Source organism: Cellulomonas sp. P5_C6 (assembly GCF_054049635.1).
This window is the reverse complement of the sequence record NZ_JBFULZ010000066.1, coordinates 1-21,732: the sequence shown is the minus strand read 5'-3', so window position 1 is coordinate 21,732 and position 21,732 is coordinate 1. Positions and strand designations below refer to the sequence as shown.

The window sequence follows — 21,732 nt, the reverse complement described above, 5'->3', positions numbered from 1 at the left end:
ACCCGCCCCCGGGCTCCTGACGACGGCGCGGCCCGATCGGCCCGGGCGACGTTGCCCGGGCCGGCTCAGCGCCGCCCGGCCGCCGCCGTCTCCGGCACCAGGCCGGCGGCGGTCACGGCCTCGATCAGGTCGGCCGCCATCAGCACGGTGATCCCGGCCGGGGGCGTCGCGCCGTCGAGCGCGCCGGCGGGCACGATCGCGCGCGTGAACCCGAGCCGGGCCGCCTCGGCCAGGCGTCGGCCGACCCCGGACACCGTCCGGATCTCGCCGGCGAGCCCGATCTCGCCGATCGCGACCAGCCCCCGCGGCAGCGGCACGTTCTCCCGGGAGCTGAGCGCGGCCAGGGCGAGCGCCAGGTCCGCGCCGGGCTCGGCCACGCGCGCGCCGCCGATGGTCGAGACGTAGACGTCCTGGTCCGCGAGGCGCGCGCCGAGCCGGCGCTGCAGCACGGCGAGCACCATGGCGAGCCGGCTGCTGTCCACGCCGCTGGTGGTCCGGCGAGGGTTCGGCACGGCGCTCGGCGCGACCAGCGACTGGACCTCCGTCACCAGCGGCCGGCGACCCTCGAGCGTCACGGTCAGGCACGTGCCCGGCACCGCGTGCAGCGCCTGCGACACGAACAGCCCGCTGGGGTCGGCCAGCCCGACGATCCCCGACTCGGACAGGTCGAAGCAGCCGACCTCGTCCGTCGGTCCGTAGCGGTTCTTGGTGGCCCGCAGCATGCGCAGGCGTGAGTGCCGCTCGCCCTCGAACTGGCAGACGACGTCGACCAGGTGCTCGAGCGTGCGCGGACCGGCGACCGACCCGTCCTTGGTCACGTGCCCGATGAGGACGACCGGCATGTCCCGGGCCTTGGCGGCCTGGATCACCGCGGTGGCCACCTCGCGCACCTGCGAGACGCCCCCCGCCGTGCCCTCCACCTGCGCGGACGCGATCGTCTGGATCGAGTCGAGCACCAGCAGGTCGGGGTCGACGTGCTCGATGTGCCCGAGGACGGTGCCGAGGTCGGTCTCGGCGGTGAGCAGCAGCCGGGGGTCGAGCGCGTGGATCCGCCCGGCCCGAAGGCGGACCTGCGCCGCCGACTCCTCGCCGGTCACGTAGAGCACGGTGCGGCCGGTGCGGGCCGCGCGCGCCGCCACGTCGAGCAGGAGGGTCGACTTCCCGACGCCCGGCTCGCCTGCCAGCAGCACGACAGCGCCGGGGACGATGCCGCCGCCGAGCACCCGGTCCAGCTCGTCGACCCCCGTGGGGCGCGAGCGGGCGGTCTCGACGTCGATCTGGTCGATGGGCTGCGCGGGCGTGCGCGCGGGGGACGTGGCGACCGTGCGCGGCGCGCCGCCGCCCGGGCCGGTGTCCTCGACGACCGASCCCCACKSCTGGCACTCSCCGCASCGGCCCACCCACTTGCTCGCGGTCCAGCCGCACTCSGTGCAGCGGAAGCCCGGACGGGTGCTGCGGTCGGGGCGCTTGGCAGGGCTCGAGGTCACGCGCTGCACGCTAACGGGAGCCTCTGACAGAGCAGTCGCGCGCCACGCCGAACACGTGTTCGACACCGCGGACCCGGGTCGGGCGGTCGGGTGGCGCCCTGGCGACCCTCCGGCGCCGCGACGTCGTGGGACGAGATTGCGTCGGTAGGCTGCGGGGCGTCCGGCGAGGGTTCGGGCGACGCGATGCAAGGGGGAGCCCCGATGAGCGACACCGGCCGTCCCGGCCCCGAGCGGCCCAGCGGTCCGCCGACGCCGCCGCCGATCTCGAACTGGCAGGTCCGGCCCCCGACGACGCCGGCGACCCCCCCSCCCACAGCCCCCACGCCGACGCCCGCACCCGGTCCGGCTCCCACGACCTCCGGCTCGGGCTTCCCGCCGGTGCTCGGGACGCCCCCCGCGGTGACCCCCGCGACGCCCGTCGACCAGGAGCCCCCGGCGTCGAGCCGCCCCCGCTGGCTGATCCCCGTGATCATCGGCGTCGTCGTCCTCATCGCCGCCGCGGTCATCATCGCGATCGTCACCGGCTCGAAGGGCGACTCGACGGACACCCCGCCGCCGGCCGCCGCGTCGACCGTCCTGCTGCCGTCGCCGACGCCGACCGTCGCCGCCGTCGCCCGGCCCGCGACCACCGCGTTCGCGGCCGCCCTGCCCACGACCGTCCTGCAGTACGCGCTCGCGACCTCGGCGCCCGACGCCGAGTGGCAGGCCGCCGGAGCCCTCGAGGCCTACACCGAGACGTACACCGACGGGGGCAGCGGCACGGTCACGGTCCGGTCCGGGCAGTGGGAGACGCCCGAGGAGGCCACCGCGTTCGCCGCGACGCTGGTCGCCGCGTTCCCGGCCGCCCCGCCTGCTCCGTCCGCGTCCGCCTCGCCCGCGGGCCCGACCCTGCCGCAGAGCGGCGACGTCACGGCGGGCGGCGCGAAGGCCGGCACCTACTCGATCGCCGACGCCGGCGACGGCACGGGCATCGCGGTCTGGACCAACGGCAGCGCCGTCTTCCAGGCCACGGTCCCGCTGGCCGACGTCGTCGACTTCTACAACGCGTTCCCGCTCTGACGACCCTGACGCCGGCGGTCAGCTCGCGGCGATGATCGACAGCACGTTGCCGCCCGGGTCCGTGAACCAGGCGATCAGCGGGCCGCCCTTGCGGAACACGAAGTCGTCGTCGGTCTCGCCGGGCGTGCCCGCGTACTTCTCGAACTCCACGCCGCGCGCCCGCAGGTCGGCGACGGTGCCGGGCACGTCCTCGACCGGGAAGTTGAGCACCGTGTACGTCGCGGGCGTGTGCGCCGGGCCCTTGGGGTAGATCAGCACGTCGTGACCCCCCTCGAAGTGCAGGGACAGCATCCCGTTCTCCTCGGACACGTCGAGCCCGAGCACGTCGGCGTAGAACGCCCGCGCGGCCGGGACGTCGTCGGTCGAGAACCCGCTGAACGCCTTGCTGAGGTCGGCCATCACCACTCCTGGGGAGATCCGTCGCTGGACGCCTCCAGGTTCCCCCGAGGGACCGCGCCCGGCCACCCGACGTCCGCGGAGCGGCGGGTCAGAGGCGGACCGGGGTGCGCGGTGTCGGGGCCGGGGTCGGCGCCGCCGGGAGGGTGACCGTGAACGTCGTGCCCGAGCCGGTCCCGGTGCTGCTGTCGACCGTGATGGTCCCGCCGTGGGCCGTGACCACGGCGTGCACGATCGCGAGGCCCAGGCCGGTGGACCCGGTGGCGCTGTTGCGGGAGGCGTCACCGCGGGTGAACCGCTGGAACAGGCTCTCGCRCAGGGCAGGGGGGATGCCGGGCCCGTCGTCGGCGACCTGCACCACGACGGAGCCGCCGGACCGGCGCACGCGGACGGTGACGGTGGTGCCGGCGGGGGTGTGCAGCCGCGCGTTCGACAGCAGGTTGGCCAGCACCTGACGCAGGCGGTGGTCGTCGCCGACCACGAGGACGTCGTCGGCGTCGTCGAGCTCGTCGGGCGACGACGGCAGGTCGAGCTGCCAGTCGTGGTCCGGCCCGGCGGCGTGGGCGTCGGTGACGGCGTCGATGGCCAGCACGGTCAGGTCCACGGGTTCCGACGCCAGCGGCCGGCCGGCGTCGAGCCGCGCGAGCAGCAGCATGTCCTCCAGCAGGGCGGTCATCCGGAGGGACTCCGACTCGACGCGGGACATGGCCTGCAGGGCGCCCACCGGCATCTCCTCGGGGGACCGGCGGACCAGCTCGGCGTACCCGCGGATCGAGGCCAGCGGCGTGCGCAGCTCGTGGCTGGCRTYGGCGACGAACTGGCGCACCTGCGACTCGGACTCGTGCCGCGAGGCGAGCGCCTGCTCGACGTGGCCGAGCAGCTGGTTGAGCGCGGCGCCCACCTGGCCGACCTCGGTCGCGGGGTCGGTGTCGGCCTCCGGCACGCGGTCGGCGAGCACGACCTCGCCGCGGTCGAGGGGGAGCTGGGCGACCCGGTTGGCGGTGCCGACCACCCGGTCCAGGGGCCGCAGCTCGCGGCGCACGAGCACCAGCCCGGCGGCGGCGGCGCAGAGCAGGGCGAGCGCGGCGACGACGATCTCGACGACGACGAACGTCGTGATCGTGCTGGTCATGGTCGCGGTCGGCAGCGCGGTGACGTTGGTGGTGCCGTCGTCGCCGACGCTGGCGACGGCCCGGTAGGTGCCCAGGCCGGCCAGGGTGATCGAGTGGGCGTCGCCGTCGGCGGGGACGGCGAGCATCTGGGTGGCCTGCTCGGTGGTCAGGGCCGTGGGCGTGCCGTCCTCGCCGACGTAGCCGGCCTGGAACGCGCTGAGGTCGGCGGGGTCGACGCCCGCGGGCTGCTCGACGTTGACCGTGCCGGCGTCCTGGCCGGGCCGGAAGTTGCCCGCGCCGACGGCCGGCGGCTCGAAGACCTGCCCGGGGGAGCCGGCCAGCGCGCCCTCGCGCACGGGTCCGTCGGCCGCGCGGTGGTGGGCCGCGGTGAGCTTCTCGTCGAGCTGCGTGATCAGGGAGCTGTGCAGCGCGAGGGTCGAGATGGTCCCCATGGCTGCGGCGACGACCGCGACGAGCGCGACGACGACCGCGACGAGGCGTCGCCGCAGCGTCCACCGCGGACGGGTGGTTCCCATGGGGACAGCCAACCTCAGACGGACGGCTTCAGCACGTAGCCGACGCCACGCAGGGTGTGCAGCATCGGCGTGCGCCCCTTGTCGATCTTGCGCCGCAGGTAGGACACGTAGAGCTCGACGATGTTGGCCTGGCCGCCGAAGTCGTACTGCCACACGCGGTCGAGGATCTGGGCCTTGGACAGCACGCGCTTGGGGTTGCGCATGAAGTAGCGGAGCAGCTCGAACTCGGTGGCGGTGAGGCGGATGTCGTCGCCGCCGCGGGACACCTCGTGGCTGTCCTCGTCCATCCGCAGGTCGCCGACGACCAGGACGGCCTCCTCGCGCTCCGACACCGCACCGGTCCGGCGCAGCAGGGCGCGCAGGCGGGCGACGACCTCCTCGAGGCTGAACGGCTTGGTGACGTAGTCGTCGCCACCGGCGGTGAGGCCGGCGATCCGGTCCTCGACCGCGTCCTTGGCGGTGAGGAACAGCACGGGGACGTTCGGGTGCGTGGCGCGGACGCGGCGGAGCACGTCGATGCCGGACAGGTCCGGGAGCATGACGTCGAGCACGATGACGTCGGGGTCGAGGGCCTTGGCGGCGCGGACGGCGGCGTGGCCGCTCAGCGCGTGGTCGACCTGCCAGCCCTCGTAGCGCAGGGCGGTCGAGAGCAGCTCGGCAAGGGTCGGCTCGTCGTCGACCACGAGCGCACGGACGGGGGAGCCGTCGGCACGGGTCAGGGCGTCCGGTCGGCGGAGTGTGGTCGTCGTCATGTCCCCAGACTCGGACTGGTTCCTGGCGTACACCTGGACCGAACCTGTGAAATGTCTGAGTCTCTCGGAGGGGGTCGGTCAGTCGAGCGGGTGCGGGCGCGCGGTGTCCTGCAGGGCGGCGGCGAGGATGGCCTCGATCGCGAACTGCGTGGCGGCGGGCAGGTCCACGTTCTCGTCGAGCAGCCACTGCACCTGCAGGCCGTCCATGACGCCGATGATGGCGCTCGCCGCGCAGTCGGCCGTCTCGGGTGAGACCGCTCCCGCGCCGACCTCGAGCAGCGCCGTCGAGATCTCGCCGCGCAGGACGCGGAAGCGGTCGGTGACCCAGGCGCGGGCGGGGTGGTTCTCGGTGACGGACTCGCCCGTGAGGACGGAGTAGCCCTGGACGATGCCGGGCCGGTCGACGTTCATGCGCGCGGTGCGGACCAGGTGGTGGAAGAGCTCGAGGCCGCCGGGGATGTGCTGACCCTCGAGGTCCCGGACGTCCTCCTTGTCGCGGAACTCCAGCACCTCGACCAGCAGCTGCTCCTTGGAGCCGAAGTGGTGCAGGACGCCGGCGTGCGTGATGCCGACCTGCTCGGCGACCTCCGCGAGCGAGCCGTTCTTGTACCCCTTGGACCCGAAGGTGTTGGCGGCCGCCCGCAGGATCTCGGCCCGCCGCTCGGCGGTGGCCTGGCGGGGCTGCCGCGCGCGGCGCTGCGGCGCTGCGGCGGGGGGAACGGCGTCGTCCATGACTGAAACCATACTGTGATCATCGCACTTACTGACAGGTCAGTAAGTTGTGCTTTCATTCTCGACAGAAGACAACGACGTCCGATCGGAGCACGCGCTGTGTCACTCGACACGGCCACCCAGCCGCCCACGGCTGAACGGCCCACCTCCTCGCTCGACGAGCTGCTGGCTGCCCTCTCCCTCGAGGAGAAGGTCCGCCTCGTCGTCGGTGCCGGCCTCTGGTCCACCACCGCGATCCCGCACATCGGCCTGCGGGCGATGCACGTCTCCGACGGCCCCGCCGGCGTCCGCGGCGTCTCCGAGTCCGCCGACGAGACGTCGGCCTCCTTCCCCGCCCCGAGCGCGCTCGCCGCGACGTGGGACGTGGACCTCGCCGACGAGCTCGGSCRGGTGTTCGCCKCCGAGGCCCGCCGSCACGGGGTCGACRTCGTGCTCGCYCCSCAGGTSAACCTGCAGCGCACGCCCGTCGGCGGCCGCCACTTCGAGTGCTACTCCGAGGACCCGCTGCTCACGGGAGCGATCGCCGTGCACGTCGTGCGATCGGCGCAGGACCGCGGCGTGGGCATGTGCGTCAAGCACTTCGTCGCCAACGACTCCGAGACGCAGCGCACCAGCTACCTGGCGCGCGTCGACGAGAAGACGCTGCGCGAGGTCTACCTCGCCCCCTTCGAGAAGCTGGTGCACGACGCCCAGGCCTGGTCGGTCATGAGCGCGTACTCCGGGATCGACGACGGGACCACGGCCGCCACCGCCGCCGAGCACCGCCCGCTGCTGACCGGCGTGCTCAAGGACGAGTGGGGCTTCGACGGCGTCGTGATGAGCGACTGGGTGGCCACCAAGTCCGTGGTCGGAGCCGCCGAGGGCGGGCTCGACCTGCAGATGCCCGGACCGGACGGCCCATGGGGCGACGGGCTGCTCGACGCGGTGACCAGCGGCGACGTCAGCGAGTCGCTGCTGGACGCCAAGGTGCTGCGCCTGCTGCGCCTCGCCCAGCGCGTCGGCGCGCTCGAGGGCGTCGAGCCGTCGGGTGCGAACCGCGACCGCGTGGCCGACGTGGACGTGCGCGGCGTGCTCCGCGAGCTGGTGTCCCGGTCGATGGTGGTGCTCCGCGACGACGAGCACGCGCTGCCGGTCTCACCCGACGACGTCACCCGGATCGCCCTGCTCGGGCCCAACGCCGTTCACCCGTTCGTGCAGGGCGGCGGCTCGGCGTTCGTCCGTCCGGACCACCTGTCGACTCCCGAGGCCGCGCTGCGCGAGGCGTTCGGCGAGGTCGCGATCGAGACCCACCCCGGCGCCGTGTCCCGCCTGCTGCCGCCGTCGCTCGACCTGGCCGGCCGCTGCACGACGCCCGAGGGGCACGTCGGCGCGCTCGGTGAGCTGCTCGACGCCGACGGGGCGGTGCTGACGGGCGCCGACGTGACCGCGTGGAACGGCTGGCTGCGCGAGGTCCCCGGCCCCGCGGCCGCGTTGCGCATCCGCACCACCGTCCGGCTCGACGAGCCCGGCCGCCACGAGGTCGGCGTCGGGACGGTCGGCAGGCACGCGATCACGGTGGGCGGGCAGCTGCTCTCCACCAGCGAGCACGTGGTCGGCGCCGAGGTCATCCTCGACTCGAGCGTCAACCAGCCGGCCCCCGCCATGCTCGTCATCGACGTGACCGAGCCGACGACGGTCGAGATCGACGCCGTGGTGCAGGCCATCCACCCGGTCGGGTACCCCAGCTTCGCCCGCGCCGAGCTGGTGCACCGCATCCCCGGCACGTCCCCGGACGAGCTGCTCGCGGTGGCCGTCGAGGCCGCCGCCGCGGCCGACCTCGCGGTGGTCGTCGTCGGCACCAACGAGGAGATCGAGTCCGAGGGGTACGACCGCACGAGCCTGGCGCTGCCCGGCACGCAGGACCAGCTGGTCAAGGCCGCGCTCGCCGCCAACCCCCGCACGATCGTCGTCGTCAATGCCGGCGCCCCCGTGCTGCTGCCGTGGCTCGACGAGGTGCCGTGCGTCCTGTGGGGGTGGCTCGGTGGCCAGGAGTGGCCCGAGGCGCTGGCCGACGTGCTCACCGGTGTCACCGAGCCGACCGGGCGCCTGCCCTGGACGCTCCCGGCGCACGAGTCCGACGTGCCGGTGCCGGACGCGATCCCCGTCGACGGGGTCGTGGAGTACCACGAGGGTGTCCACGTCGGGTACCGGTCGTGGCTCCGGCTCGGCCGCACGCCCGCCGCCCCGTTCGGCCACGGCCTCGGGTGGACCACGTGGGAGTACGAGGCAGTGACTGCCGCCGTCGACACCGACGGTTCCGTCGTCCTGGACGTCACCGTCCGCAACACCGGCGCCCGCGACGGGCGCGAGGTGGTCCAGGTCTACGTCGAGCCTCCGACGGACGGGTCGCCTGCTGGCGACCGCCCGGTCCGGTGGCTCGGCGGGTTCAGCGTCGTGCACGCCGCCGCCGGCGAGCACGCAGAAGTCCAGGTCCGGGTGGACGCCGAGGCGTTCCGGACCTGGGACTCCGCACAGCCCGGCTGGGTCACCCCGGCCGGTACCTACCCGATCCGCGTGGGTCGCTCCTCGGACGACCTGCGCCTCACTGCCGACGTGGTCCTCACCAGGCCCGCACCGGCGTAGTCGCACAGCAACCCGCAGCCCGACCAGGCACGAGAAAGCTCCGGTCCGACGAGTTCCGCAGTCCCGTCGGGCCGGTACCAGAAGTGAACGACCAGCAGTTCCGACATCAGTGCAAGGAGGCACTCGTGAGAATCCGCAAGCTCTCGACGGTGGTCGCAACGGCGGCCACCCTCGCGCTGCTCGCCACCGCCTGCTCCGGCAGCGGTGGTAGCAGCGACGACTCGTCCGGCGGYGCCACCGGTGGCGCCTCGGACAAGATCCTGACGATCGGCATGCCGAACGGCCCGCAGCAGCCCAACCAGAACCCGCTCGCGAACGGCTCCGCGTCGCTCTCGCTCGGGTACGCGTTCGCGGTCTACGAGTCGCTCATGCAGGTCAACGAGCTCAAGCCGACGGACCCCCCGACGCCCTGGCTCGCCCAGTCCGTCGAGTGGAACCCGGACTCCACGCAGGCCGTCATCACCGCTCGCGACGGCGTGAAGTGGTCGGACGGCACGGACTTCACCGCCGACGACATCGCGTACTCGATCCAGCTCCGCAAGGACAACAAGGAGCTGAACACCGACTTCCCCGACCAGTACGGCGACATCACGGTCGACGGCAACAAGGTGACGGTGAACTTCAACACCGGCCAGTACGTCAACCAGGCCAAGCTGTACAAGCTCCTGATCGTCCCGAAGCACCTGTGGGAGGGCCAGGACCCGGTCACGTGGACCGACGACGACATGGTGGGCACCGGCCCGTTCAAGCTCAAGTCGTTCACGCCGCAGTCGGTGACGCTGGACCCGAACACCGACTACTGGGGCACCAAGCCGCTGGTCGGCACGCTCCGGTACGACACGTTCAACGACAACGCGGGCCTGACCACCGCCCTCACCACGGGTGAGGCGCAGTGGGGCTGGACGTTCATCCCGGACTTCGAGAACACGTTCATCGCCAAGGACCCCGACCACTTCCACCAGGTGGCGGGCGGCGGCTTCGGCGTCGACGTGCTCTACCTGAACAACGAGACGAAGCCGTTCAACGACCTGGCGTTCCGCAAGGCGCTGAACATGGTCGTGGACCGCGCGGACATCTCGACCACCGCCGGCTACGGCGTGTGGCCGCAGATCACGAGCGTGACCGGCCTGCCGCAGCCCTCGGGTGACGCGTTCATCTCCGACGCGTACKCGGACGACGAGCTCACGGTCGACGTCGACGGCGCCAAGAGCGTCCTCAAGGACGCCGGCTACACCTGGGACGGCTCGGGTGCGCTGATCGACCCGAGCGGCGAGAAGGTCACCTTCAAGCTCCAGAACCCGACCGGCTGGACCGACTACCTCGACGCACTGGGGATCATCGGCGAGGGCGCGAAGAAGCTGGGTGCCGAGGCCACCGTCGAGGGCGTCGTCCAGGACACCTGGTTCAACGACATCATCCCGCTGGGCAACTTCCAGGCGTCGCTGCACTGGACCGACGGAGGTTCCACGCCGTGGAACATGTACTCCAACATCATGGACGGCGCGTCCTACGTGCCGCTCGGCCAGCCGGCGACCTGGAACTTCGGTCGTTACCAGAACGACGAGGTCACCAAGGCCCTCGCCGACTTCAAGGCCGGCACGTCGGACAACGACCGCGCCGCGGCACTGGACATCGTCCAGAAGCACTTCGTCGAGGACGTCCCGGGCCTGGTCATCTGGTCGCGCCCGGCCGTCGCGCAGTACTCGACGGTCAACTACACGGGCTTCCCGACCGACGAGGACCCGTACGCGAACCCGCAGCCGACGGGCCCGCAGGCCGCACTCATCCTGTCGAAGCTCAAGCCCACCAACTGAGCTGACACCCGATGAACGAGGTGGGCGAGGTCACACTCGCCCGCCGCACCCCGTGCCCGGTCCGCACACTGACCCAAGGTGACCCGATGAGCTCCCCGCACGAAGACCCGCCAGTCCTGCAGGCCGTCGACCTGCGCAAGCACTTCCCCGTCCGCGGCTTCCGCTCCAAGAAGGTCGTGCACGCCGTCGACGACGTGAACCTCTCGCTGTACCGCGGCAAGGTCGTCGCGCTGGTGGGGGAGTCCGGCTCCGGCAAGTCCACGATCGCCCGGCTGCTCGCGCAGCTGATGCCCGTCACCGGCGGCCAGATCCTGCTGCACGGGCAGGACGCCACGGCCAAGAACCGGCGCGCGTTCGGCCTGTACGTGCGCAAGGTCCAGATGATCTTCCAGGACCCCTTCGGATCGCTGAACCCCGTGCACACCGTGCGCTACATGCTGACCCGCAGCCTCAAGATCCACCGCGGCCGGTTGCGCGGCGTCGAGCTCGAGGCCGCGCTCGAGGAGCTCCTGGACCGCGTCCAGCTGCGCCCGGCGGCAAGGTACATCGACAAGTTCCCGCACGAGCTCTCCGGCGGTCAGCGCCAGCGCGTCGCCATCGCCCGTGCGCTCGCGGCCGACCCCGAGGTGCTGCTGGCCGACGAGCCGATCTCGATGCTCGACGTGTCGATCCGGCTGGGCATCCTCAACCTGCTGCGCGACCTGCGGGACCGCCTGCAGCTCGCCATCCTCTACATCACGCACGACATCGCGTCGGCCCGGTACTTCGCCGACACCACGATGGTCATGTACGMCGGCCGCGTGGTCGAGACGGGCGACTCCGAGTCGGTCACGCAGGACCCCAAGCACCCGTACACCCAGCTGCTCGTGCGGTCGGCGCCGGACCCCGACGACCTCGAGGCCCGCGCCCGCGGCGCCCGCGGCGAGGCGCCGAGCCTGGTCGCCCCGCCCGCCGGCTGCCGGTTCAACCCGCGCTGCCCGTTCGCCAACGACGTGTGCCGGACCGAGGTCCCGCAGCTCATGCCCGTGGGGGAGGGCCGCGAGGCCGCCTGCTGGGGGTACGCCGACCGCGAGGACCGCCCGACGCTGGGCTCGGTGCTCGAGGCCTACGGCGAGCGACCCGCGGTGGACGCCGACCTGCTCGCCGCCGTGACGGAGGACGACCGATGAGGTTCTTCGCGCGACGGATCGTCTTCTACCTGATCACCGCCTGGGCGGCGATCACCATCAACTTCTTCATCCCGCGGATCATGCCCGGCGACCCGGTCAGCGCCCTGATCGCCAAGAACCAGGGCCGGATCAGCCCCGACGCCGCCGAGGCCCTGCGCACGCTGTTCGGGCTGGACAAGAACATGAGCCTCTGGGACCAGTACGTCGAGTACTGGCGGCTCCTGCTGCACGGCAACCTGGGCATCTCCTTCACGTACATGACCCCGGTGATCGACGTGATCAAGCAGGCGCTGCCGTGGACCATCGGGCTCGTCGGCATCGCGACCCTCATCAGCTTCACCATCGGCACGCTGGTGGGCACGGGCATCGGCTGGCGCCGCGGCACCTGGATGGACGGGCTGCTGCCGCTGTCGACGTTCTTCTCGGCCGTGCCGTACTTCTGGCTGGCCCTGATCGCCATCTCGATCTTCTCGGTGACGCTCGGCTGGTTCCCGGCAAGCGGCAGCTACGACCGCAGCATGGTGCCCAACCTGTCGTGGGAGTTCATCGGGTCCGTCATCTACTACGGGTTCCTCCCAGCGATGACGATCGTCGTGTCGTCGATCGCCGGCTGGATGCTGGGCATGCGCAACATGATGGTCACCGTGTCGTCGGAGGACTACGTGACCGTCGCGCAGGCCAAGGGCCTCAAGGAGCGGACCGTGCGGATGGGCTACGCCGCGCGGAACGCGATCCTGCCGCAGGTGTCCAGCTTCGCCCTGTCGCTCGGCTTCATCGTCGGCGGCACGCTGGTCATGGAGATCGTGTTCTCGTACCAGGGCATCGGGTACTACCTGTTCAGCGCGGTGAACGCGAAGGACTACCCCCTCATGCAGGGCTGCTTCCTGGTGATCACCTTCGCGGTGCTGCTCGCCAACATCCTGGCCGACTTCGCCTACGGCGTGCTCGACCCCCGTACGCGTCAGGAGGGCTGACATGACCGTCGAAGCCGCGTTCCTCGAGGACCTGGAGATCTCTCCCGACCCGACGACCCCCCGCAAGGGCAAGCGCCGGTTCCTCTTCATGCGCAACGCCAAGGCGCTCGCGGGTCTGACGATCCTCGGGTTCTTCTTCCTCATCGCGATCATCGGGCCGTGGATCGCGCCGTACGACCCGAACGAGCGCAGCAAGGCGATCCTGCAGCCGCCGTCGTGGCAGCACCTCATGGGCACCACGCACCAGGGGCAGGACATCATGAGCCAGCTGATCCTGGGCACCCGCAGCGTGCTCGTGGTCGGGTTCGTGGCCGGCACGGTCGCGACGGTGATCGGCGTGCTGGTCGGGGTGACCGCCGGCTACATCGGCGGCCTGGGCGACGAGGGCCTGTCCGCGCTGTCCAACGTGTTCCTGGTCATCCCGCAGCTTCCGCTCATCATCATCATCGCGGGTCAGCTGCCCTCCGCCGGCGGCCTGACCGTCGCGCTCGTGATCGCGGCGACCGGCTGGGCGTGGGGCGCACGCGTGCTCCGGGCGCAGACCCTGTCGCTCCGGAGACGCGACTTCGTCGAGGCCGCGAGAGCCAACGGCGAGAGCACGTGGCGGATCATCACCGCGGAGATCCTGCCCAACCTCACCGCGATCATCGCGGCGGGCTTCGTCGGCACCGTCGGGTTCGCCGTCCTCTCGCAGATCACGTTGTCGTTCGTCGGCATCACGCCCACCAACGAGTGGAACTGGGGCACGGTCCTGTACTGGGCCCAGGCGCAGCTCGCCCTGCAGCGCGGCGCGTGGTGGTGGTTCGTTCCGGCCGGTCTGCTCATCGCCCTGCTCGGCATGGCGCTGACGCTGATCAACTTCGGCATCGACGAGTTCGTCAACCCGCGCCTGCGGTCGGTCGGGCTCAACGCCCGCACCATGCGGCAGCGCAAGATCCGCCCCCGCATCGGCTTCACGCCGGTGGTCTACGAGGCCAAGGAGGACAGAGCGTGAATGCCGTGACCGGCCGCAGCATGAGTGCCGAGACCGCCCAGCGCGCGTTCCGGGCGAACGCCGCCGCCACCGATCCCGTGCTCGAGATCAAGAACCTCTCGGTCGACTACGGGTACGACGACGACCCGACGCACGTGCTGCGCCAGGTCTCGCTGACCCTGAACCGCGGCGAGGTGCTCGGGCTGGCGGGAGAGTCGGGCTGCGGCAAGTCGACGCTGGCCTACGCGGCCACCCGGCTGCTGCCGCCCCCGGGCCTGATCACGGGCGGGGAGGTCATCTTCACCGACCGCTCCGGGACGCAGACCGACATCCTCACGCTGAACGACCAGCAGCTGCGGGCCACCCGCTGGCAGGACCTCGCGATCGTGTTCCAGGGCGCGATGAACTCGCTCAACCCGGTCTACCGGATCGGGCGCCAGATCGCCGACGCCATCACCGCGCACGTCCCGGGGATCAGCAAGAAGGAGGCCCTCGAGCGGTCCGCCGGCATGCTCGAGCTGGTCGGCATCTCCGCGGACCGGCTGCGGGACTACCCGCACCAGCTGTCGGGCGGCATGCGGCAGCGCGTCATGATCGCCATGGCGCTGGCGCTCGACCCGCAGGTGCTGATCATGGACGAGCCGACGACGGCCCTCGACGTGGTGATGCAGCGGCAGATCGTCGAGCAGATCGCCGAGCTGCGCGACCGGCTCGGGTTCTCGGTCATCTTCATCACGCACGACGTCTCGCTGCTCATCGAGATCGCCGACCGGATCGCGATCATGTACGCCGGCGAGATCGTCGAGGACGCCTCGGCGCAGGACATGTACCGGCGCCCGCGGCACCCGTACTCCGACGCGCTCCTGCACTCGTTCCCGCCCCTGCGCGGGCCGCGCCGCGAGCTGACCGGCATCCCCGGCTCGCCGCCGGACATGTCGAACCTGCCGAGCGGCTGCCCGTACCGGGACCGGTGCGCGCACGTGTTCGACGCGTGCGCCGCCATCACGCCGGAGCTCGTCGCGCCCCTGGTCGAGGGCGACGACCCCCGGCGGTCCGTCGCCTGCCTGCGGCACGACCCCGCGACCGTCCAGGCCGCCGGGTTCGCGCCGGTCCCCGTGCCGGTGGAGCTGTCCGTCCGCTGACCCCGATCCCCGCCCCGCTCCCGGTACCTCCGCCGCGACCGCCCACTCCACGGGGCGCGCGCGTCACCCGGGGCGGGGCGGACCTCGGGAAGCACAGGTCACGAGAGGGTCAGGTCCAGGAACCGCACAGGCCGCGTGGGTGAAGTGGTTCCCACACGCGGAGCACCGCGTGACGGACCCAGCCCGGAGGCCTGCCATGAGCACCGTGACCGCAGCCGTACCCGCCGTTCCCGCTGTTCCCGCTGTCTCCGCTGTTCCCGCTGTCTCTGCCTGGCTTACCGCCAACGTGCGGCCGGCGGGGTCGTTCGGCCGGGCCGACGTCGGGCGGCTCCGCACGCTGCTGGGCGCGYTGTCCGGGTCGGCGTCGCTGGTGGTGCTCGACCTGGCGGCCGTGAGCCTGCGCAGCGGGCAGGCGGCCGACGCGATCGACGAGGCCGGCTGGGAGCTCGAGCGCCGCGGCGGTTGCCTGCTGTGCATCAACGCGGACGCCGACGTGCGGGCGCGGCTGGGCGGGTGCCGGCACGCGGTCGTCGTCGGACCGGACGAGCCGGCACCCGTGCCCTGAGGCACCGTGACGCCCGCACGTCCGAGCGTCCCGACGACTGGATCTGCGGACGGTGCGGAGAGGGCGCGCGGGTCCTGGGGCACGGGGACGGGCGGTGGTGCCGCGTCCGTCCGGGCGGACCTGGTGACCTACCGTGGTGCGGTGAGCGACACCCCCGTCATCCCCGCGCCCGTGCGGCAGGTCCCGGTCGTCCGGGACCGCCGCGGCGTGGTGGTGACGGTCTGCCTGGTGGTCGCGGCCCTCTCGTTCGTCGGCGTGTTCGTGCTGTGGCGGGTGTTCGTCGACACCCTGGCCGGCCAGGAGGTCGAGAACGCGGCTCTGCAGGGCGCGGCGTACGGGCAGACGCAGCTGTGGCGGGTGGCCGAGCGGGTGCTCTCGGTGGTGTCGGTCGGCTTCATCGCCGTGGTGCTGGTCGCCGCGATGGTCATCGCCGCGCTGCGCCGGCGCTGGTCCCTGGCCGTGCAGGTGGCCGTGCTGATGATCGGCGCCAACCTCACCACCCGCGTGCTCAAGAACATCGTCTTCTACCGCCCCGAGCTCGGCGTCGAGGCCTCGTACGGCAACACCCTGCCCAGCGGCCACACCACGGCGGCGGCGTCGGTGTCGGCGGCGCTGCTGCTGGTCGTCCCGCCGCGGGCGCGGCCCTGGGCGGCGGTGCTCGGCGCGGGGTACACGACGGCGACCGGCGTCTCGACCCTCATCGGGCAGTGGCACCGGCCGTCGGACGTCGTCGCGGCTATCCTCGTGGTGCTCGCGTGGACCGCGATCGCGTGCGCGCTGGTGGCCCTGACCCCGGCGCGCGCGTCGACCACGACGGGGGCGCTGCGGATCGTGGGCGACCCGCCGCCCACGCCCGCGACCATGCGTGCGGTCGTCGCGGGGCTGCTGATCGTCGGCGTCGCTGCCGGCGCGTCGGCTGCCGTCGCGCTGTCGCACACCTTCGAGAACCTGGGCGATCTCGAGGCCCGCGCGGAGCAGGTCACGGCCTATCTCGGCGGTGCCGCGGGTGCCCTGATGGCGTCGTGCCTGGCTTTCGCCGTCATGCTGGTGCTGCGGCAGGCCGCGGCATCCCGATTGCCGCGGGGTTGACGGGACGCCGTAGAGTCCCCAGCGGTGCACGTGGAAGCGGGTCGTCCGGCCCGTCGAAGTCTGAGAAGGGCCTGACCGATGTCTGCAGGGCGCAAGCTCGTGATCGTGGAGTCGCCCGCCAAGGCGCGCACGATCGCCGGGTACCTCGGCGAGGGGTACGACGTCGAGGCGAGCGTCGGGCACATCCGTGACCTGCCCCAGCCCTCGGAGCTCCCGGCGGACATGAAGAAGGGTCCGTTCGGCAAGTTCGCGGTCGACGTCGACAACGGCTTCGCCCCCTACTACGTGGTCGACCAGGACAAGAAGAAGAAGGTCAGCGAGCTCAAGAAGCTGCTGAAGGACTCGGACGAGCTCTTCCTGGCCACCGATGAGGACCGCGAGGGCGAGGCCATCGCCTGGCACCTGCTGCAGGAGCTGAAGCCCAAGGTCCCGGTCAAGCGCATGGTGTTCCACGAGATCACCCGCGAGGCCATCCAGCGCGCGCTGGCCAACACCCGGGAGCTCGACGACCGGCTGGTCGACGCCCAGGAGACCCGACGCATCCTCGACCGCCTGTACGGCTACGAGGTCAGCCCGGTCCTGTGGCGCAAGGTCCGCCAGGGCCTGTCCGCCGGCCGCGTGCAGTCCGTCGCCACCCGCCTGGTGGTCGAGCGCGAGCGCGAGCGCATGGCGTTCGTCGCCGCCGACTACTGGGACATCACCGGGACGTTCGCCGTGTCCGACGCGGCCGAGCCGTCGTTCGACGCCCGCCTGACGTCGGTCGACGGACAGCGCGTGGCCACCGGTCGCGACTTCCTGGACTCGGGCGAGCTGCGGGCCGCGGACGTCGCCCACCTCGACGAGGCCCGTGCGTCCTCGCTGGTGGCGGGCCTGGCCGACTCCGCGTTCTCCGTCACCAGCTTGGAGACCAAGCCGTACACGCGCCGCCCGGCGGCACCGTTCACCACCTCGACGCTGCAGCAGGAGGCCTCGCGCAAGCTGCGGATGGCGTCGCGGCAGACCATGCGCACCGCGCAGGGGCTGTATGAGAACGGCTACATCACCTACATGCGTACCGACTCCTCGTCGCTGAGCTCGCAGGCCATCGACGCCGCGCGCCGGCAGGCCTCGGAGCTGTACGGCGCCGAGTACATCCCGGACGCGCCGCGCGTGTACGCGAGCAAGGCGAAGGGTGCGCAGGAGGCCCACGAGGCCATCCGCCCCGCCGGTGACCACTTCCGGACCCCCGCGCAGGTGGCCAAGGAGCTGTCCGGCGACCAGTTCCGGCTGTACGAGCTGATCTGGAAGCGCACCGTCGCGTCGCAGATGGCCGACGCCCGCGGCCAGACCGCCTCGGTCCGCCTCGGGGCCACGGCCGCGGACGGCACGGACGTCCTGTTCTCCGCGTCGGGCACCGTCATCACCTTCCGCGGGTTCCTCGCCGCGTACGAGGAGGGCCGCGACGWCTCGCGGTACGACTCGACCGAGGAGGCCGCCGCCGAGAAGGACGACGCCCGGCTGCCGAAGATGGCGGAGGGCGACCCGGTCACGGGCACTGACCTGACCGCCGACGGCCACCGGACCTCGCCGCCGCCGCGCTACACCGAGGCGTCGCTGGTCAAGGCGCTCGAGGAGCGCGGGATCGGCCGCCCGTCCACCTACGCCGCCACCATCTCCGTCATCCAGGACCGCGGCTACGTGACCGGTCGCGGGCAGGCGCTCGTGCCGTCGTGGCTGGCGTTCGCCGTCACGCGGCTGCTGGAGGAGAACTTCGACTGGCTGGTCGACTACGACTTCACGGCCGAGATGGAGGAGGACCTCGACGCGATCGCCGCCGGCGACAAGGACCGGGTGGCGTGGCTGTCCCGGTTCTACTTCGGCGACGGCTCGGGCAACGAGGAGGGCGAGGGTCTGCGCGACCTCGTCGCGAACCTGGGCGAGATCGACGCCCGCGAGGTCAACTCGATCCCGATCGGTGAGGGCATCGTGCTGCGCGTCGGCCGGTACGGGCCGTACCTCGAGGACTCCTGGGCGGAGCCCGGCGAGGACGGCAACCCGCGCCGCGCGTCCGTCCCCGAGGAGCTGGCGCCCGACGAGCTGACCGTGGCCAAGGCCCGCGAGCTGCTCGAGACGCAGCCCGAGGGCGACCAGGTGCTGGGCACCGACCCCGTCGCCGGGACGCCGATCGTGGCGCGCAACGGGCGCTACGGGCCGTACGTCACCGAGGTCCTGCCCGACCCCGAGATCGACACCTCGCTGTCGGCGGCCGCCCAGAAGCGCGCCCTGGCCGCCGCACCGAAGCCCCGGACGGCGTCGCTGTTCAAGTCGATGTCGCTGCAGACGATCACGCTCGAGGACGCTCTCACGCTCCTGTCCCTGCCGCGCGTGGTCGGCGTCGACCCCGAGACCGGCACCGAGATCACCGCCCAGAACGGCCGCTACGGCCCGTACCTGAAGAAGGGCACCGACTCGCGCACCCTCGCGTCCGAGGAGGCCCTCTTCACGACGACGCTCGACGAGGCGCTGGCCATCTACGCGCAGCCCAAGCGCGGGCGCGGCGCCACCTCCGCGCCGCCGCTGCGGGAGCTGGGCGACGACCCGACGTCGGAGAAGCCGATCACCGTGAAGGAGGGTCGGTTCGGCGCGTACGTCACCGACGGGGTCACCAACCGCACCCTGCCGCGCGACCTCACGCCCGAGTCGATCACGCGCGAGCAGGCCGTCGAGCTGCTGGCCGAGAAGCGCGCGTCCGCGCCCGCGAAGAAGAAGGCGCCGGCCCGCCGCGCCCCTGCGAAGAGCAAGGCCGCCGCCAAGAAATAGGTCGGCCGCACAGGTCTCGCGCGTCAGCGCCGAGCCCACCATCACGTCACCGGCGGCAACGTGCGGGCACGTGGCGACGAGGTCGTCACTTTCCGACGAGGTCGTCAGCTGCAGCTCACGACGTCGTCGGAAACTCACGACCTCGTCAGGTCGGTCCGGCGCGTGGCCCGCCTCGGGGTCCGCCTCGCGGGTGTCGCCGTGCGCGCTAGGTTGTCGCCCATGGCAGACCGCGCGCAGGACCCTCGCACCGCACCGCCGATCCGCTGGGGCATCCTCGGCGCCGGGAACATCGCCGCGACGTTCGCGTCCGCGGTCAACGCGCACACCCGCGCCCAGCTGGTCGCCGTGGGCTCGCGGAACAAGGACCGCGCCCAGCGCTTCGCCACCGCGCACCACATCCCCACGACCCACGTCGGCTACCGGGAGCTCGTCGAGGACACGCAGGTCGACGCGGTCTACATCGCGACCCCGCACTCCGAGCACAAGGAGCAGGCGCTCCTCGCCATCCGCGCAGGCAAGCACGTGCTGGTGGAGAAGGCGTTCACGCGCAACGCGGGGGAGGCCGAGGAGGTCTTCGCGGCGGCCCGCGAGGTCGGGGTCTTCGTGATGGAGGCCATGTGGACGCGGTTCCTGCCGCACGTCTACGCGCTGCACCAGGTGATCGACGCGGGCGAGATCGGCGAGATCATCAACCTCTCCGCGGACCACGGCCAGGCGTTCACGTTCGACCCGAAGAGCCGGCTGTTCGACCCGGCGCTCGCCGGCGGGGCGCTGCTGGACCTCGGCGTGTACCCGGTCTCGTTCGCGCACGACTTCCTCGGCGTCCCGGACGACGTCCAGGCGACCGGGCAGCTGACCACGACGGGCGTCGACGGGCAGATCTCGATCGTCCTGTCGTACGGCGACCGCACGCAGGCCACGCTGTCGACGACCATGTGGGCCAAGACCCCGACCATGGCGCTGATCTCGGGCACCGAGGGCAACATCGTGGTCAAGGGCAGCTTCTACGCACCCACGTCGTTCCGGGTGCAGCGCCTGGACGGGCGGGTCTGGGAGTTCGACCAGCCGGGCACCAAGGGCCTGCAGTACGAGGCCGCGGAGGTCGCCCGCCAGGTCGCCCTCGGCGCCACCGAGAGCCCGCGGATGACCTGGGGCAACACGCTCGAGGTCCTGCGGACCATGGACACCGTCCGGTCACTGATCGGCGTGAGCTACCCCGGCGAGTGACCTCGGCTCCGGCTCGTCGGGGCTGTCACCGCGGGCGGCTACCCTGACGCACGTGACCTCGACCGACGCCCCGCTGCACCAGGGACTCTTCGTCTCGTTCGAGGGCGGCGACGGCGCCGGCAAGTCCACCCAGGCGCGGCTGCTGGGCGACTGGCTGACGGGCCTGGGGCGCGAGGTCGTGCTGACCCGCGAGCCGGGCGGGACCGAGCTCGGGCAGCTGCTGCGGGACGCCGTCCTGCACGGGGACCATGTCGACGCCCGCACCGAGGCGCTGCTGTACGCCACCGACCGCGCGCACCACGTCGCGTCGCTGGTGCGGCCGGCGCTCGCGCGCGGCGCCGTGGTCGTCACCGACCGCTACCTCGACTCCTCCGTCGCCTACCAGGGCAGCGGCCGGGACCTGGGGGCCGACGAGGTCGAGCGGCTCTCCCTGTGGGCCGTCGACGGGCTGCTGCCCACCCTGACCGTGCTGCTGGACCTCGACCCGGTCCAGGGCCGGTCGCGGCTCACCGGCGACCCGGACCGGCTCGAGCGCGCCGGCGACGAGTTCCACCGCCGCACGCGCGAGGCGTTCCTCGGGCGCGCCGAGGCCGAGCCCGGGCGCTGGCTCGTGCTGGACGCGACCTGGCCGGTCGACCAGCTGGCGGCGGCGATCCGCGAGCGGGTCGCCGGCATCCTCGGGCTGACGCCGTGACCAGCGTCTGGGACGACGTCATCGGGCAGGAGCCCGCCGTCGAGGTGCTGCGCCACGCGGTCGAGGACCCGTCCGCGATGACGCACGCGTGGCTGCTCACCGGACCGCCGGGGTCGGGCCGGTCCAACGCGGCCCGCGCGTTCGCCGCGGCGCTGCAGTGCGCCACCGGCGGCTGCGGCGTCTGCCACGACTGCACGACCACCCTGCGCGGGCTGCACCCGGACGTGACCGTCGTCGCGACCGAGGGGGTGTTCATCCGCGCGGAGACCGCGCGCCCGCTGGTCGAGCTGGCGCAGCGGGCGCCGGCGCAGGGGCGGCACCGGGTCATCATCATCGAGGACGCGGACCGGCTGAACGACACCAGCGGAAACTCGCTCCTGAAGGCGATCGAGGAGCCCGCAGGGCGGACGGTCTGGGTGCTGTGCGCGCCGAGCCCGCAGGACGTCCTGGTCACCATCCGCTCCCGCAGCCGCGCGGTGGCGCTGCGCGTGCCCCCGGTCGACGCCGTCGCCGCCCTGCTCGTCTCCCGCGACGGCGTGGACCCGGCGGTCGCTGCGATCGCGGCCCGGGCGGCGCAGAGCCACGTGGGC

18 protein-coding genes are annotated in these 21,732 nt (G+C 72.5%); 13 read left to right on the top strand and 5 right to left on the bottom strand.

All coding sequences use genetic code 11. The annotated features are described in order from the left end of the window. Positions 1-65: 65 nt before the first annotated feature. On the bottom strand, positions 66-1,487 hold the full coding sequence (gene radA / locus ACXJKG_RS09830) for a DNA repair protein RadA (RefSeq protein WP_456845582.1): 1,422 nt from the start codon (positions 1,485-1,487) through the stop codon (positions 66-68). Positions 1,488-1,688: 201 nt separating this feature from the next. Between radA and ACXJKG_RS09825 the strand changes: the two genes are divergently transcribed. After that, complete coding sequence (locus ACXJKG_RS09825; protein WP_456845581.1) at positions 1,689-2,546, top strand: hypothetical protein; 858 nt, start codon at positions 1,689-1,691, stop codon at positions 2,544-2,546. Between the two features lie 18 nt (positions 2,547-2,564). Here the strand turns inward: ACXJKG_RS09825 and ACXJKG_RS09820 are convergent, their stop codons facing one another. From ACXJKG_RS09820 to ACXJKG_RS09805, 4 genes are all read right to left on the bottom strand, one after another. Beyond that, positions 2,565-2,945 carry a VOC family protein gene (locus ACXJKG_RS09820; protein WP_456845580.1) on the bottom strand — a complete coding sequence of 127 codons (381 nt, stop codon included), beginning with the start codon at positions 2,943-2,945 and terminating at the stop codon, positions 2,565-2,567. An 88-nt stretch (positions 2,946-3,033) separates the two neighbouring features. After that, positions 3,034-4,590, bottom strand: a complete 1,557-nt coding sequence (locus ACXJKG_RS09815; protein WP_456845579.1) for a sensor histidine kinase — start codon at positions 4,588-4,590, stop codon at positions 3,034-3,036. 14 nt (positions 4,591-4,604) lie between these two features. Next, entirely contained in the window at positions 4,605-5,342 is a 738-nt protein-coding gene (locus ACXJKG_RS09810) for a response regulator transcription factor (protein WP_456845578.1), read from the bottom strand. Positions 5,343-5,420: 78 nt separating this feature from the next. Then, a complete protein-coding gene (locus tag ACXJKG_RS09805) occupies positions 5,421-6,074 on the bottom strand; it encodes a TetR/AcrR family transcriptional regulator (RefSeq protein WP_456845577.1) in 654 nt (217 codons plus the stop codon). 99 nt (positions 6,075-6,173) lie between these two features. Here ACXJKG_RS09805 and ACXJKG_RS09800 point away from each other — a divergent pair, with 99 nt between their 5' ends. The 12 genes from ACXJKG_RS09800 to ACXJKG_RS09745 form a co-directional block, all read left to right on the top strand. Next, positions 6,174-8,696: a beta-d-glucosidase gene (locus ACXJKG_RS09800; protein WP_456845576.1), complete on the top strand. Its 2,523-nt coding sequence runs from the start codon at positions 6,174-6,176 to the stop codon at positions 8,694-8,696. Between the two features lie 125 nt (positions 8,697-8,821). Continuing rightward, on the top strand, positions 8,822-10,510 hold the full coding sequence (locus ACXJKG_RS09795) for an ABC transporter substrate-binding protein (RefSeq protein ID WP_456845575.1): 1,689 nt from the start codon (positions 8,822-8,824) through the stop codon (positions 10,508-10,510). 86 nt (positions 10,511-10,596) lie between these two features. Further along, a complete protein-coding gene (locus tag ACXJKG_RS09790) occupies positions 10,597-11,679 on the top strand; it encodes an ABC transporter ATP-binding protein (RefSeq protein ID WP_456845574.1) in 1,083 nt (360 codons plus the stop codon). Further along, the gene (locus tag ACXJKG_RS09785) at positions 11,676-12,653 is read left to right on the top strand and encodes an ABC transporter permease (RefSeq protein ID WP_456845573.1); all 978 of its coding nucleotides are present in this window, start codon (positions 11,676-11,678) and stop codon (positions 12,651-12,653) included. Before ACXJKG_RS09790 ends, ACXJKG_RS09785 begins: the two co-directional genes overlap by 4 nt. 1 nt (position 12,654) lies before the next feature. Continuing rightward, positions 12,655-13,647, top strand: coding sequence for an ABC transporter permease (locus ACXJKG_RS09780; RefSeq protein WP_456845572.1), 993 nt, complete (start codon positions 12,655-12,657; stop codon positions 13,645-13,647). Continuing rightward, positions 13,644-14,768 (top strand): ABC transporter ATP-binding protein, encoded by a 1,125-nt coding sequence (locus tag ACXJKG_RS09775; RefSeq protein WP_456845571.1) that lies wholly within the window; start codon positions 13,644-13,646, stop codon positions 14,766-14,768. Before ACXJKG_RS09780 ends, ACXJKG_RS09775 begins: the two co-directional genes overlap by 4 nt. Before the next feature lie 196 nt (positions 14,769-14,964). Continuing rightward, entirely contained in the window at positions 14,965-15,333 is a 369-nt protein-coding gene (locus ACXJKG_RS09770; protein ID WP_456845570.1) for a hypothetical protein, read from the top strand. Positions 15,334-15,474: 141 nt separating this feature from the next. After that, complete coding sequence (locus ACXJKG_RS09765) at positions 15,475-16,422, top strand: phosphatase PAP2 family protein (RefSeq protein WP_456845569.1); 948 nt, start codon at positions 15,475-15,477, stop codon at positions 16,420-16,422. A gap of 78 nt (positions 16,423-16,500) precedes the next feature. After that, positions 16,501-19,221 carry a type I DNA topoisomerase gene (gene topA, locus ACXJKG_RS09760; RefSeq protein ID WP_456845568.1) on the top strand — a complete coding sequence of 907 codons (2,721 nt, stop codon included), beginning with the start codon at positions 16,501-16,503 and terminating at the stop codon, positions 19,219-19,221. Positions 19,222-19,440: 219 nt separating this feature from the next. After that, positions 19,441-20,448: a Gfo/Idh/MocA family protein gene (locus ACXJKG_RS09755; RefSeq protein ID WP_456845567.1), complete on the top strand. Its 1,008-nt coding sequence runs from the start codon at positions 19,441-19,443 to the stop codon at positions 20,446-20,448. A gap of 52 nt (positions 20,449-20,500) precedes the next feature. Next, entirely contained in the window at positions 20,501-21,142 is a 642-nt protein-coding gene (tmk, locus tag ACXJKG_RS09750; RefSeq protein ID WP_456845566.1) for a dTMP kinase, read from the top strand. Next, the coding region (locus ACXJKG_RS09745) for an AAA family ATPase (RefSeq protein ID WP_456845565.1) at positions 21,139-21,732 on the top strand (594 nt) is incomplete at its 3' end. The genes tmk and ACXJKG_RS09745, both read left to right, overlap by 4 nt.